Source organism: Cytobacillus sp., assembly GCF_032154635.1.
Lineage (GTDB): Bacteria > Bacillota > Bacilli > Bacillales > Cytobacillaceae > Cytobacillus.
Genome location: NZ_JALDXW010000001.1, coordinates 25,817 through 40,310 on the forward strand (window position 1 = coordinate 25,817; position 14,494 = coordinate 40,310).

15 protein-coding genes are annotated in these 14,494 nt (G+C 39.3%); 14 read left to right on the forward strand and 1 reads right to left on the reverse strand.

Annotated features, from left to right (window positions below):
- Nucleotides 1–77: 77 nt before the first annotated feature.
- The 8 genes from hrcA (at nucleotide 78) to deoC (ending at nucleotide 9,185) form a co-directional block, all read left to right on the forward strand.
- The gene (gene hrcA / locus RUH74_RS00150) at nucleotides 78–1,109 is read left to right on the forward strand and encodes a heat-inducible transcriptional repressor HrcA (RefSeq protein ID WP_313798221.1); all 1,032 of its coding nucleotides are present in this window, start codon (nucleotides 78–80) and stop codon (nucleotides 1,107–1,109) included.
- A 116-nt stretch (nucleotides 1,110–1,225) separates the two neighbouring features.
- Nucleotides 1,226–1,828 (forward strand): nucleotide exchange factor GrpE, encoded by a 603-nt coding sequence (grpE, locus tag RUH74_RS00155; protein ID WP_313798222.1) that lies wholly within the window; start codon nucleotides 1,226–1,228, stop codon nucleotides 1,826–1,828.
- 26 nt (nucleotides 1,829–1,854) lie between these two features.
- Complete coding sequence (gene dnaK / locus RUH74_RS00160) at nucleotides 1,855–3,687, forward strand: molecular chaperone DnaK (protein WP_313798223.1); 1,833 nt, start codon at nucleotides 1,855–1,857, stop codon at nucleotides 3,685–3,687.
- 193 nt (nucleotides 3,688–3,880) lie between these two features.
- Nucleotides 3,881–4,999, forward strand: coding sequence for a molecular chaperone DnaJ (dnaJ, locus tag RUH74_RS00165; RefSeq protein ID WP_313798224.1), 1,119 nt, complete (start codon nucleotides 3,881–3,883; stop codon nucleotides 4,997–4,999).
- A gap of 21 nt (nucleotides 5,000–5,020) precedes the next feature.
- On the forward strand, nucleotides 5,021–5,959 hold the full coding sequence (gene prmA, locus RUH74_RS00170; protein WP_313798546.1) for a 50S ribosomal protein L11 methyltransferase: 939 nt from the start codon (nucleotides 5,021–5,023) through the stop codon (nucleotides 5,957–5,959).
- Nucleotides 5,960–6,131: 172 nt separating this feature from the next.
- The gene (locus RUH74_RS00175) at nucleotides 6,132–6,881 is read left to right on the forward strand and encodes a 16S rRNA (uracil(1498)-N(3))-methyltransferase (RefSeq protein ID WP_313798547.1); all 750 of its coding nucleotides are present in this window, start codon (nucleotides 6,132–6,134) and stop codon (nucleotides 6,879–6,881) included.
- A 6-nt stretch (nucleotides 6,882–6,887) separates the two neighbouring features.
- A complete protein-coding gene (gene mtaB, locus RUH74_RS00180; RefSeq protein WP_313798225.1) occupies nucleotides 6,888–8,240 on the forward strand; it encodes a tRNA (N(6)-L-threonylcarbamoyladenosine(37)-C(2))-methylthiotransferase MtaB in 1,353 nt (450 codons plus the stop codon).
- A gap of 273 nt (nucleotides 8,241–8,513) precedes the next feature.
- Nucleotides 8,514–9,185, forward strand: a complete 672-nt coding sequence (deoC, locus tag RUH74_RS00185) for a deoxyribose-phosphate aldolase (RefSeq protein ID WP_313798226.1) — start codon at nucleotides 8,514–8,516, stop codon at nucleotides 9,183–9,185.
- Nucleotides 9,186–9,301: 116 nt separating this feature from the next.
- Here deoC and RUH74_RS00190 read toward each other — a convergent pair whose 3' ends face one another.
- Nucleotides 9,302–10,222, reverse strand: a complete 921-nt coding sequence (locus tag RUH74_RS00190; protein ID WP_313798227.1) for a Na/Pi symporter — start codon at nucleotides 10,220–10,222, stop codon at nucleotides 9,302–9,304.
- A 230-nt stretch (nucleotides 10,223–10,452) separates the two neighbouring features.
- Between RUH74_RS00190 and rpsU the strand changes: the two genes are divergently transcribed.
- The 6 genes from rpsU to yqfC all read left to right on the forward strand — a co-directional run bounded on the left by rpsU (nucleotide 10,453) and on the right by yqfC (nucleotide 14,449).
- Nucleotides 10,453–10,626 (forward strand): 30S ribosomal protein S21, encoded by a 174-nt coding sequence (rpsU, locus tag RUH74_RS00195; RefSeq protein WP_009333009.1) that lies wholly within the window; start codon nucleotides 10,453–10,455, stop codon nucleotides 10,624–10,626.
- A gap of 16 nt (nucleotides 10,627–10,642) precedes the next feature.
- A complete protein-coding gene (locus RUH74_RS00200) occupies nucleotides 10,643–11,086 on the forward strand; it encodes a GatB/YqeY domain-containing protein (protein ID WP_313798228.1) in 444 nt (147 codons plus the stop codon).
- A gap of 180 nt (nucleotides 11,087–11,266) precedes the next feature.
- Entirely contained in the window at nucleotides 11,267–12,538 is a 1,272-nt protein-coding gene (locus tag RUH74_RS00205) for an NfeD family protein (RefSeq protein WP_313798548.1), read from the forward strand.
- A gap of 22 nt (nucleotides 12,539–12,560) precedes the next feature.
- Nucleotides 12,561–13,562, forward strand: coding sequence for a flotillin-like protein FloA (floA, locus tag RUH74_RS00210; RefSeq protein WP_313798229.1), 1,002 nt, complete (start codon nucleotides 12,561–12,563; stop codon nucleotides 13,560–13,562).
- 38 nt (nucleotides 13,563–13,600) lie between these two features.
- Nucleotides 13,601–14,086, forward strand: a complete 486-nt coding sequence (locus tag RUH74_RS00215; protein ID WP_313798230.1) for a hypothetical protein — start codon at nucleotides 13,601–13,603, stop codon at nucleotides 14,084–14,086.
- A 78-nt stretch (nucleotides 14,087–14,164) separates the two neighbouring features.
- Nucleotides 14,165–14,449 (forward strand): sporulation protein YqfC, encoded by a 285-nt coding sequence (yqfC, locus tag RUH74_RS00220; protein WP_313798231.1) that lies wholly within the window; start codon nucleotides 14,165–14,167, stop codon nucleotides 14,447–14,449.
- Nucleotides 14,450–14,494: the final 45 nt, after the last annotated feature.

Genomic DNA, 14,494 nt, shown 5'->3' on the forward strand with positions numbered 1-14,494 from the left:
ACACAGCCCCTGTCATTTGATAATTTATTAATAGAATTAGCACTCTCTGCTAAAGAGTGCTAACAGAGGTGATAACCGTGTTGACCGATAGGCAATTATTGATACTTCAGGTTATTATTGATGATTTTATTCAATCTGCACAGCCAGTTGGATCTAGAAGCTTGTCGAAAAAAGAAGAAATTTCTTTTAGCTCTGCGACGATTCGCAATGAAATGTCTGACTTAGAAGAGCTAGGTTTTATCGAAAAGACCCATACATCTTCTGGAAGAATTCCATCTGACAAGGGCTATCGATACTATGTAGACCATTTGCTGTCACCGCAAAAGCTTAATAAGCAAGATGTTTATAAAGTGAAATCGATCTTTGCGGAGAGAATTTATGAGCTGGAGAAAATCGTTCAAAACTCTGCGAGAATCCTTTCAGAATTAACAAACTATACAGCCATTGCTTTAGGGCCTGCAGTTAGGGAAAATAAGTTGAAAAAAATACAGATTATCCCTATTAATAAACAAACAGCAGTGGCAATCATTGTAACTGATTCAGGTCATGTCCAGAATCGCATGTTCCAATTGCCAGAAACGATGGATTTAGGGGAGCTTGAGAAATTAGCAAATATCTTAAACGATCGTTTAGCAGGCTCTTCCATTGAAAGCTTAAATGATAAAATTTATAAAGAAGTCGCACTATTGTTAAGGCAGCATATAAATAATTATGATTTCATACTTCATTCAATTGCGGATACACTGCTTATTCCGTCTCATGAAAAATTATTTTTTGGCGGGAAAACCAATATGTTAAGTCAGCCAGAATTTCATGACTTCGAGAAGATTAAGAACCTTATGACGATGATTGAACAGGAAGAGAGTATATATGAGCTCATTCGGAAAAATCAATCTGGCATTAACATAACAATTGGTCGGGAAAATAACAATACGGCAATGGAAAATTGTAGTTTGATTACTGCGACCTACTCAATTGGAACAGAACAGCTCGGTTCCATTTCTATATTAGGACCTACTAGAATGGAATATTCAAGAGTAATCAGTTTGTTGGACTATATCAGTCGTGATTTAACAGCTGTTCTGACAAAGCTATATCAAGGCAATTAACCATGGAAATAGCCGCGGTGGGTGGAATGTGTTTTTCCATCCTTTGCTTATGTTTTTTGGCTGCTGAGAGATAGTAAGATAATTAACCTGAAATTACTTTAGGGGAGGTGAACAAGTTGACAGAGGAAAAAGATATTCTAAATGAAGAGTCAACTGAAGATACGGAAGTAAAAGAAGCGAATGAAGATACTGCTGTAGATGATGTTGAAACAAATACTTCAGCGGAAGTCAATGAAGAATTTTCAATCGAGGACCAGTTGAAGGCAGAGCAAGAAAAAGTAGCAGAATTAGAAGCAAAGTTAAAAGAAGCTGAAAATCGAATGTACCGTCTTCAGGCTGATTTTGAAAATAGCAGACGCCGTGCGCGATTGGATCTTGAAGCGTCTGAAAAATATAGAGCACAAAGTTTAATCACTAATCTATTGCCAGCAATAGACAATTTTGAAAGAGCTCTTCAAATGGAAGCAGATAGCGAACAAGCAAAAGCTATTTTACAGGGAATGGAAATGGTTTATCGCAGTTTGCTTGAGGCTTTAAAAAATGAAGGTGCTGAACAAATTGAAGCTGTAGGGAAAGAATTCGATCCGCATGTCCACCAAGCGGTCATGCAAGTAGAAGTAGAAGGCTTCGATTCAAATCATGTAGTAGAAGAGTTTCAAAAGGGGTATATCCTGAAGGACAGAGTTATACGTCCGAGCATGGTAAAAGTTAATCAGTAATTACATATTCCCGGGAGGTAACTAATATGAGCAAAATCATTGGTATTGATTTAGGGACAACAAACTCATGCGTCTCTGTTTTAGAGGGCGGAGAAGCAAAAGTAATTCCTAACCCAGAAGGCAATCGTACAACTCCTTCAGTTGTAGCGTTTAAAAATGGAGAGCGCCAAGTAGGGGAAGTTGCTAAACGTCAATCGATTACAAATCCAAACACAATTATGTCTGTGAAACGTCATATGGGAACAGACTATAAGGTAGAAATTGAAGGAAAAGAGTATTCACCGCAAGAAGTTTCTGCCATTATTCTTCAGTATTTAAAATCATATGCTGAAGAATATCTTGGTGAAAAAGTGGAAAAAGCAGTTATTACTGTTCCAGCTTACTTTAATGATGCTGAACGTCAAGCAACAAAGGATGCAGGTAAAATTGCTGGACTTGAAGTCGAACGTATCATTAATGAACCAACTGCTGCTGCATTAGCATATGGTATGGATAAAACAGATGAAGATCAAACGATTCTTGTATATGACCTTGGCGGCGGAACGTTTGACGTTTCCATCCTTGAATTAGGGGATGGTGTGTTTGAAGTAAAATCTACTGCTGGTGACAACCGCCTTGGTGGAGACGACTTTGACCAAGTAATCATCGACTATTTAGTAGAACAATTTAAAAAGGAAAACGGCATCGATCTTTCTAAAGATAAGATGGCTGTACAAAGATTGAAGGATGCTGCTGAAAAAGCGAAAAAGGATCTTTCTGGAGTAACAACAACTCAAATTTCCTTGCCGTTTATTACAGCGGGTGAAGCAGGACCTTTACATCTTGAAGTATCTTTATCAAGAGCAAAATTTGATGAGCTTTCTTCTCATCTTGTAGAACGTACAATGGGACCAACTCGTCAAGCATTAAGCGATGCTGGTTTATCAGCTTCTGAAATTGATCGAGTCATTCTTGTTGGTGGATCGACACGTATCCCTGCTGTACAAGAAGCAATTAAAAAAGCAACAGGAAAAGAGCCGCATAAAGGGGTTAACCCTGATGAAGTAGTTGCAATGGGTGCTGCTATTCAAGGCGGAGTGATCACTGGTGATGTGAAGGATGTTGTTCTGCTAGACGTTACGCCGCTTTCACTTGGTATCGAAACAATGGGTGGAGTATTCACAAAACTAATTGATCGTAATACAACTATTCCAACATCAAAGTCACAAGTTTTCTCAACTGCTGCTGATAACCAATCAGCTGTTGATATTCATGTGCTGCAGGGCGAACGTCCAATGGCTGCCGACAACAAGACATTAGGCCGCTTCCAATTAGGTGATATTCCGCCAGCACCACGAGGTGTTCCACAAATTGAAGTATCATTTGATATCGATAAAAACGGTATTGTAAATGTACGTGCAAAAGATCTTGGAACAAATAAAGAACAAGCCATTACAATCAAATCTTCAACTGGCTTATCCGATGAAGAAATCGAAAAAATGGTAAGAGAAGCAGAAGAAAATGCTGAAGCTGATAAGAAGCGTAAAGAAGAAGTAGAGCTTCGCAATGAAGCAGATCAGCTCGTCTTTACGACTGAAAAGACATTGAAGGATCTTGAAGGAAAAGTGGACGAAGCGGAAGTTTCAAAAGCAAACGAAGCGAAGGATGCTTTAAAGGCAGCAATTGAAAAGAATGATTTAGAAGAAATCAAAGCGAAGAAAGATGCTTTACAAGAAATCGTTCAAGCATTGACAATGAAGCTTTATGAGCAAGCTGCACAGCAAGCTCAAGCTACACAAGGGGCAGAAGGTCAAACAGGAAAAGGCAACGATGACAATGTAGTTGACGCAGAATTCGAAGAGGTTAACGACGATAAATAAGTTAAGACCTTTATTCTTAAAAAGTCAAAGTCAGGGTATCTTGACTTTGACTTTTCTCATTTATGCAAGGATTGAATATTTCTAATATGCACACGGAGAGGTATTTTGTCAGATACTTCTTTTGTTGCACAATCAAGTTAGACAATGATAAAATAATCTTTATGTGAAATGATTCGGGGAGTGTAAATCTCATATGGACAAAAGGGATTACTATGAAGTCCTTGGTGTCAGCAAAAGCGCATCCAAGGATGAAATAAAAAAGGCATATCGAAAGCTATCTAAAAAGTACCATCCGGATATTAACAAAGAACCGGACGCAGACCAAAAATTTAAAGAAGTAAAAGAAGCCTATGAAGTGTTAAGTGATGATCAGAAAAAAGCTCATTACGATCAGTTTGGTCATACAGATCCGAATCAAGGATTTGGCGGTGGCGGATTTGAAGGCTTCGGCGGATTTGAAGATATTTTCAGTTCCTTCTTTGGCGGCGGTTCCAGACGTCGGGACCCTAATGCACCAAGACAAGGGGCTGACTTGCAGTATACAATGACCATTTCCTTTGAAGAAGCTGTATTCGGGAAAGAGACAGAAATTGAAATTCCTCGTGAAGAAACATGTGAAACATGTAACGGATCTGGTGCCAAGCCAGGAACAAAACCTGAAACTTGTGGTCATTGTCATGGATCAGGACAATTGAATGTAGAACAAAATACACCATTTGGAAAAATTGTAAATCGCCGCGTTTGTCATTACTGTAGTGGAACAGGGAAACAAATTAAACATAAATGCTCAACATGTGGCGGAGCAGGCAAGGTGAAGAAACGCAAAAAGATTCAGGTGAAAATCCCAGCTGGGATTGATGATGGCCAGCAGCTGCGAGTGTCTGGGCAAGGCGAACCAGGTATAAATGGAGGACCTTCGGGTGATTTATACGTTGTATTCCATGTCCGTTCACATGAGTTTTTTGAGCGTGATGGCGATGATGTTTACTGCGAAATGCCAATTACTTTTGTTCAAGCTGCCTTAGGGGACGAAGTGGAAGTCCCTACTCTTTATGGCAAGGTGAAACTAAAGGTACCAGCAGGAACACAAACAGGTACAAAGTTCCGTCTAAAGGATAAAGGAATACAAAATGTAAGAGGCTATGGCAAGGGAGATCAGCATATTATTGTCCGCGTCATTACACCTACAAAATTAACAGAAAAACAAAAGCAGCTGCTTCATGAGTTTGCCGAGGTTAGCGGTCAGGTTCCGCAAGGAGAACAGGAAGAAAGCTTTTTTGCAAAGGTGAAACGAGCATTTAAGGGTGAATAAAGGGAAATGGAGTTGGTAGAAGTGAAATGGTCAGAAATCAGTATTCATACAACAAATGAGGCTGTGGAGCCGATTTCGAATATTTTGCATGAGGCCGGAGCAAGTGGTGTTGTCATAGAGGATCCATTTGAACTTATAAAAGAGAGAAGAGATCAGTTCGGCGAAATCTACCAGCTTAATCCAGATGACTATCCTGAAGAAGGTGTAATCGTTAAAGCCTATTTACCTGAAAATAGTTTTCTTGCGGAGAATGTGGACGAAATAAAAGAAGCGATTAATAATCTCGTTTTATATAATATTGATATTGGGAAAAATAATGTTAGTATCAGTGAAGTAAATGAAGAAGAATGGGCAACTGCGTGGAAGAAATATTATCATCCAGTGAAAATTTCAGAACGATTTACTATTGTGCCAACATGGGAAGAGTACACACCTGTATCAAGTGATGAACTGATTATTGAACTTGATCCTGGCATGGCATTTGGAACTGGTACACATCCAACAACAGTTATGTGTATCCAAGCATTAGAGAGAACGGTCAAACCGGGTGATAAAGTAATGGACGTTGGTACCGGGTCAGGTGTGTTAAGCATTGCAGCAGCCATGCTTGGTGCTGAGAAAGTAACTGCGCTTGATCTGGATGAAGTGGCAGTAAACTCAGCAAGGCTGAATATCGAATTGAACAACGTACATCACGCAGTAGATGTAAAGCAAAATAATTTGCTCGATGGAGTAGAGCCAGGTGCTGATATAGTTGTAGCCAATATTTTGGCCGAGGTCATTCTTCGTTTTACTGGTGATGTCTCCTCGGTTGTTAAACAAGGCGGCTTTTTCATTGCTTCAGGAATTATTCAAGCGAAAAAACAAGAAGTAAAGGATTCAATGATTGAAGCTGGTTTTGAAATTGTTGAAACGCTGCAAATGGAAGATTGGGTGGCAATCATCGGAAGAAGAAAGTAATAGTAGAAAAACTTGGTCTTCACCAAGCCTTTCGGCGAATGCCTTCGTTTTTCTTATGCATTTAGAATTTATGTTTATAAATTCTGAATAGCTAAAAAAGGGGGACTTGAAATTGTCCTCCTTTTTATGCGTTATTTATAAAGTGTGTATTCAAATGAAGGAAGGTGGCACGATGCAGCGTTATTTTGTCGATCAAACTGCTGATGATAACCGCTTTACCATTACAGGTGATGACTATCATCATATTGTTCGAGTGATGAGGATGAAGGAAGGGGAGCAGATTATTTGTGTCAACCCTTTAAATAAAAGCGCTGTCTGTTCAATTGCAGAAATTACCGATGAACAAGTAATCACAGAAGTTGTACAATGGGTTAGTGGGACACCAGAACTTCCTATTGATGTAACAATTGTGAGCGGACTGCCTAAAGGGGATAAGCTCGAATGGATTATCCAAAAAGGGACAGAGCTTGGCGCTTATCAGTTTATCCCTTTTATTTCAGCGCGCTCAGTAGTAAAATGGGATGAGAAAAAGGCAGAAAAGAAGTTAGATCGCTGGCAAAAAATTGCGAAAGAAGCAGCAGAACAATCTCATCGGACAAAGCTTCCAGAGGTGAAAAGTCCTGTAAATTTAAAATCCTTAATAAAAATGGGTGCGGATTTTGACTATAAATTAATTGCTTTTGAGGAAGAAGCGAAGCAAAATGAAGCATCTGTCCTTTCAAAAACATTGGCCGAAATGACAAAAGGTCAAACATTACTAATTGTTTTCGGACCTGAAGGCGGTTTAACGGAGCAAGAGGTTTCTAGCTTAAGAGAACAAGGCTTTCATTCTTGCGGATTAGGTCCAAGAATATTGAGAACAGAAACAGCTCCGCTATATGCACTATCCGCTGTTTCCTATCATTTTGAATTAATGGAGTGAATATATATGCCTACAGTTGCATTTCATACACTTGGTTGTAAAGTGAACCATTACGAGACAGAAGCGATTTGGCAGCTTTTTAAAGAAGAAGGCTATGATCGGGTTGATTTTGAATCCATGTCAGATGTTTATATTATCAACACCTGTACCGTAACAAATACAGGCGATAAAAAAAGCCGACAAGTGATTCGCAGAGCGATAAGAAAAAATCCAGATGCTGTTATTTGTGTAACAGGCTGTTACGCACAAACATCACCTGCAGAAATTATGGCAATTCCTGGTGTTGATATTGTTGTTGGAACGCAGGATCGCGTGAAAATGCTTGATTATATTGAACAATATAAAGAAGAACGCCAGCCGATAAACGGGGTCGGCAATATAATGAAAAACCGTGTTTATGAAGAACTTGATGTACCGGCATTTACTGACCGTACACGTGCATCTTTAAAAATCCAAGAGGGATGCAACAACTTCTGCACATTCTGTATTATTCCATGGGCACGCGGGCTAATGCGGTCTAGAGATCCGAAAGAAGTTATCCGTCAAGCCCAGCAGCTAGTTGATGCCGGATATAAAGAAATTGTTCTAACAGGTATTCATACAGGCGGATATGGGGAAGACATGAAGGATTATAATCTTGCTATGCTGCTTCGTGATATGGAAGCACAAGTAAAGGGATTAAAACGAATTCGTATCTCTTCGATTGAAGCAAGTCAAATTACAGATGAAGTAATCGAAGTGATAAAAGAATCCAAACTAATTGTTAGACATCTTCATATTCCAATTCAATCAGGTTCAAATACAGTATTAAAAAGGATGCGCCGTAAATACACGATGGAGTTTTTTGGTGAGCGTTTGGAGCGTTTAAAGGAAGTGCTTCCAGGCTTAGCTGTAACCTCTGACGTGATTGTCGGTTTCCCAGGTGAAACAGAAGAGGAATTTATGGAAACTTATCATTTTATTAAAGAGCATAAATTCTCAGAGTTGCATGTTTTCCCATATTCAAAACGTACAGGCACGCCGGCTGCAAGAATGGAAGACCAAGTGGATGAGGAAGTAAAAAATGAACGTGTTCACCGTCTGATTTCTTTATCTGATCAGCTTGCGAAGGAATATGCTTCCCAGTTTGAAGGCGAAGTACTTGAGGTTATTCCTGAGGAAGAATTTAAAGATGAACCGAATACGGGTCTATACATTGGCTATACAGATAATTATCTAAAAGTTGTCTTCCCTGCCACTGACGCAATGGTAGGGCAAATTGTCAAAGTGAAAATTAAAAAAGCAGGCTACCCATACAATCAAGGTGAATTTGTAAGGATCCTTGATCAGTTTGAGGAAAAAGAAGAAGCAGCTGTATAAATTGTAGCAATTTTTTCAAAAAGTCGTTGTTGAACCAGTTGCGCCACTCCGCGGAAAGCTAGCATACTGGAGCGAACATCAACTATATCCTATTTAGTCAAAAGGGAATTACCTCATTCAGGTAGTTCCTTTTGTCTATATTCATGGGAAAAGTAAATATGGAAAAGCTATTAGTGTAAAGATAAAAATATGATATTCACTCGATATTTTTATACAGGCATGATATGATGTGAGAGGTACGGACAACTTGTTTATTTGAAGGGAGTTATATCAATGACTACAAATGTCGCAAAAATGATCGATCATACATTATTGAAAGCGGATGCAACAAAAGAACAAATTGAAAAACTTTGCGCAGAAGCAAAAGAATACAATTTTGCTTCTGTATGTGTTAATCCTGCTTGGGTGAAGCGATCAGCTGAACTATTAAGTGGAACAGAAGTTAAGGTTTGTACAGTTATTGGCTTCCCATTAGGTGCTTCGACACCTGAGACAAAAGCATTTGAAACAAAAAATGCGATTGAAAATGGGGCAACGGAAGTTGATATGGTTATCAATATTGGTGCGTTAAAGGGCGGAGACAATGAGTTAGTGGAAAGAGATATTCGTTCTGTTGTCAATGCGGCAAAGGATAAGGCTCTTACTAAAGTCATAATTGAGACTTGCCTTCTTAATGAAGAAGAAAAGGTAAGAGCATGCGAATTATCTGTTAAGGCCGGTGCCGATTTTGTTAAAACATCTACTGGCTTTTCAACGGGTGGAGCAACAGTAGAAGATATCGCCCTCATGAGAAAAACAGTTGGACCAACGATCGGTGTAAAAGCATCAGGTGGCGTTAGAAGCGCAGAGGATGCAGAAAAAATGATCAAAGCCGGTGCTACAAGAATCGGGGCAAGCTCAGGTGCAGCCATTGTCAACGGATTAACAAGTGACTCAGACTATTAAAAAAGAAATGCCGGATTTCTAAAATCCGGCATTTTTTTAACTGTCTTTTTACGGTGCCTGGCACCGCTTGTGGACAAAAGGGGTGTGTTTGTCTTTTGGGAGTGGACATTTTCTTGTCATCTTCCATGGAAATTTATAATAAACCGTCCAAATTGAGCAGCAAACGGCAGCATAAGTAAGGAAGAGACAACATTGAAAATCACACTTATGTGTGCGAGCTGAACATCTGATTCTGAGGCAAGCTGGAGTCCAATGTCTGTCAGCAAGCTGATAAATGGGTAAAATACAATGACACCAATAATATTAAGCCATATATGCGCATAGGCCGATAGCTTAGCCTCTCGTCCAGATCCGATTGAAGCGAGATAAGCATCCACACAAGTTCCGATATTGGACCCGAGCATAATGGCAATACCAGTGTCTAAATCCATCGTCCCTGCGGTTAGAAAGCCCATTATGATTCCGGTAGTCGCGGTGCTAGATTGGATAATGGCTGTAATGACGATGCCAGCTAAAACAGCGTATAGATGGCTTTCATCTAATGCCAGAAGCAGGCGATTGATTTGCTCTACATTTTTCAGTGTACCGGCGAAATATTCAAACCCTCTCATGGCGGCAAATACGCAGGAAATTCCTAATAAAACAAATCCAATACTACGAGGGCTTTTCTTCTTAAACAGAACAAGAATGCTACCGGCAATTGCTAATGGAATCAGGTATGCCTCTATATTAAAAGTAATTAATTCTGTTGTAAAAGTAGTTCCAATATTTGTCCCGAGTATAATACCAATCGATTGTGGAAAAGTTAGCAGTCTAGCCGAAACAAATCCAATCGTAATGATCATCACAGCTGAGCTGCTTTGCAAAACAGCAGTAATTAAAGTGCCGATGATCACACCTTTCCAGGGAGCATTCGTTAATTTAACGAGCCATCTTTTTAATGAATCAGCTGAAAGGTTCATGAGACCAGATCTTAATAACGTCATTCCATATATGAATAAACCGATTAAGAGTATAAAAAATAATAGCTTGACCAAGCTTCCACCCCCTAGATATATATCTATGGCTGAAGGGGGGAGGACATGCCAATTAAGTAAATTTAGCTAACCACGGCTTTATCTTCTAATATCTCAATATTTCCAAGGTAAAAACAAGTCCATTACAGGCTAAATACAGTTGACCTCAGGTATGCTATTATATTATAATTGCAAAGTACATGGAAAACCATGTTGTGTTAGTGTGTTGTGCTCGGAGGGAGGGAAAGAGAATGTCTAAAACCGTCGTTCGTAAAAACGAATCGCTTGAAGATGCTCTTCGTCGCTTCAAACGTTCAGTTTCTAAAACTGGTACTTTGCAAGAAGCTAGAAAGCGCGAATTCTACGAAAAACCTAGTATTAAACGTAAGAAAAAGTCTGAGGCTGCAAGAAAACGTAAGTGGTAAGAGAGGGTGTATGTAATTGAGTCTTCTCGAGCGTCTAAATGAGGATATGAAACAAGCGATGAGGAATAAAGAAAAAGATAAGCTAACTGTTATTCGAATGATCAAAGCTTCGATTCAAAATGAATCAATCAAGCTTGGATCAGACTTAAACGAAGAACAGGAGCTTACTGTCCTTTCTCGCGAAGTAAAACAACGCAAGGATTCCCTCCATGAATTTGAAAAAGCAGGTCGTGAAGATCTTGTTGAAAAAATTCGTACTGAACTTCAGTTCGTCGAAATATATATGCCTGAGCAGCTATCTGAAGATGAGGTTTCAAAAATCGTGCTAGAAACGATTGCTGAAACAGGTGCAAAATCTAAAGCTGAAATGGGTAAGGTAATGGCTGCCATCATGCCGAAAGTAAAAGGTAAAGCAGATGGAGCACTCGTAAATAAACTTGTACAACAACACCTTTCATGAAAAACAAATTTGTGTAAAAGACCGATGGCATTTGCTTTTCGGTCTTTTTAATTTTGATTAAAATGAAACCTTTACATAAGTAAATACGTATACAATAGAAGAATCTTTTGAAGGGAGGGGGAAGGTTTGAGAATAAGAAGGAATTTTGCCGTCTTATCGCTTTTTTTAGCTTTCATTTTAATGGTAATACCTTTTAAAGGAGAAGCTAAGAATGAAGTTATCTATGTTGTACCGATTACAGAAACGGTTGAAAAAGGGATGTATGCCTTTTTAAACAGGGCTGTTCAAACGGCTGAGGAAGAAAATGCTTCTGCAATCATATTTGAAGTAGATACACCAGGCGGGGCAGTTGATGCTGCTGGAAAGATTGGAAAATTGTTATCGTCGACAAAAGTAAAAACGGTTGCTTTTATTAATAAACAGGCTCTTTCTGCGGGTGCTTATATTTCATTAAATACAGATGAAATATATATGACTCCCGGTTCTACTATAGGTTCAGCTGCTATAATTGATGGAGAAGGAAATACAGCGGGCAAGAAAGCAGAATCCTATTGGTTTGCAGCAATGGAAGAGGCGGCAAAACAAAAAGGAAGAGATACAATTTATGCACTTGCGATGGCCGATGAATCGATTGACTTGTCTAAATATAATGCACCAAGAGGGAGTCTGCTTACGCTAGGAAGTGAAGCCGCGTATGAAGTAGGCTATTCCAAGGGTACAGTGAATAATCTAGAAGATTTATTGGAAAAACTGGAGTATTCGGGTGCGGAAATCCGAACATTAGATGAGAGCTTTGCTGAAAAGATTGCGAGATTTGTCACACACCCTGTGATTATCCCTATTTTACTGTCAATTGGCAGTCTAGGACTTGTTCTGGAATTATATTCACCTGGATTTGGTGTTCCTGGTTTTATGGGATTGGCTGCATTATTGCTTTTCTTCTATGGACACTTAGTTGCCGGACTGGCAGGATATGAGACGATTATTCTGTTTGTTATTGGAATTGGACTGATTATCGCAGAGTTTTTCCTCCCCGGAGGAATTGCGGGGATACTCGGTTTAGCTGCTATAATAGGAAGCTTATTCTTAGCATCTGATAATATCGTTCATATGGGTATCTCCATATTAATTGCAATCAGTATTTCTATTCTAGCATCTATATTAATGATAAAGGTGTTTGGTAAAAAAATGAAAATATTCAAGAAGCTAATTTTAACCGATTCCACTAAAACGGAACAAGGCTATGTTTCTAATAAAAGCAGACTTGAGCTCATTGGGCTGGATGGCTATGCCTTAACAGCATTAAGACCATCAGGAACGATTGTCATTGAGGATGAACGGATCGATGCAGTTAGTGAAGGAGCATTTATTATGAAAGATGCAAGAGTTCGAGTCGTAAAGGCTGAAGGGTCTAGAATTGTCGTTAGAGAAATACAAAAATTAGATAAATAACAAACTTTAAGGAGGAACTAAAATGCCATTTGATGCGATATCAATTTTTACATTGGTTATTGTTGTTTTTGCAATAATTGTATTGGGGATTTTATTCACATTCGTACCAGTTATGCTCTGGATTTCCGCTTTGGCAGCGGGTGTAAGAGTAAGTATTTTTACCTTAATCGGGATGCGTCTTCGCCGGGTTATTCCAAGTCGAGTAATCAATCCGTTGATCAAAGCACATAAAGCGGGTTTAGATGTAACAACGAACCAATTAGAAAGCCACTATTTGGCAGGAGGAAATGTAGATCGGGTTGTTAATGCGCTAATTGCTGCACACCGCGCAAATATTGAATTGCAATTTGAGCGTAGTGCTGCGATTGACTTAGCTGGCCGTGATGTATTAGAAGCTGTACAAATGAGTGTTAATCCAAATGTAATTGAAACGCCATTTATCGCTGGTGTTGCTATGGATGGAATTGAAGTAAAGGCGAAAGCAAGAATTACAGTGAGAGCGAATATTGACCGTCTTGTCGGTGGAGCGGGCGAAGAAACAATCGTAGCTCGTGTAGGTGAAGGGATTGTATCGACAATCGGTTCTTCTGAAAATCATAAAAAAGTACTAGAAAATCCTGATATGATTTCACAGACAGTTCTAGCAAAAGGATTGGATGCGGGTACTGCCTTTGAAATCCTCTCCATCGATATTGCGGATGTTGATATCGGTAAAAACATCGGAGCAGAATTACAAACAGAACAAGCTGAAGCAGACAAAAAGATTGCCCAAGCGAAAGCAGAAGAGCGCCGTGCCATGGCTGTAGCCCAAGAACAGGAAATGAAGGCGCGCGTGGAAGAAATGAGAGCAAAAGTGGTCGAAGCAGAATCACAAGTTCCTCTTGCTATGTCAGAAGCACTTCGGTCTGGCAATATTGGTGTCATGGATTATATGAATTATAAAAATATTTCTGCTGATACAGATATGAGAGACTCTATTGGCAGAATTACGGATGATAATAAAGACGGACGGAAAAATGATTAATTCCTTGTTCGCTATCAGCAGAAGGGAGGGCTTCCCTTATGGAATTCTTATTTGAAAATCCATGGCTTATTTTCATTGTGATAGGTATTATCACTTCTTTATTTAATAAAGCAAAGGGTGGTCAAGGAAAGCAAAACAATCGGTCGCAGCGTCAGCCCGTCCAGCAAAAAAGTACTGCTAATCAACAGGAAATTCGCCCAGTACAAGAAGGAAGAAATAAAGATGTGCCCCCTGTGATGCCTAAAAAACATGTCGAGAAGGAATACGCCGATAGAAAGAAACAAGAAGCAGAAGCACAATTACAGGCTTTAAAAAATAAACAGAATGAGCTGATAAATACCAGGAATTCCCTTCAGATGAATTCTCCAAGGGGATCAAGTCGATTGGACTCCATTCCCTATAAAGAGAAAAAGACCGCAGTCTCCATTGAAAAACAAAAGCTTGTTGATGGAGTCGTATGGGCAGAGATTTTAGGCCCTCCAAGAGCGCTTAACCCGCACAAGTCCATAAGACAAAAAAGATAAGCGAGCAAAAGGAAAGAAAAATATGTGCTAGAACCCCCTTTCTATTCATACATATGAGATGAAGGGGGGTTCTTTTTTATGGCCAAAAAGTGGGGACAATTCATCAGGAAATGGATGACAACAAATATGGAGCTTCCTCAAGATGTCATGATGGATTTACCCCGGATTACAATGATCGGACAAATTCACATATATATTGAGAACCACCGTGGTCTTATTGCCTTTTCAGATAAAGAGCTAAGACTTCTTCTTAAACAAGGGCAGCTGCTTATTAAGGGGAAATCATTTGTTATAAAGACAATATTGCCAGAAGAAATATTGCTAGAGGGAAAAATTGATCAGGTCACCTATTTAAGTGATTAGAATGAATCAAGGATACCCGCTTTTAGAAGTCTACACTTTTTCTAG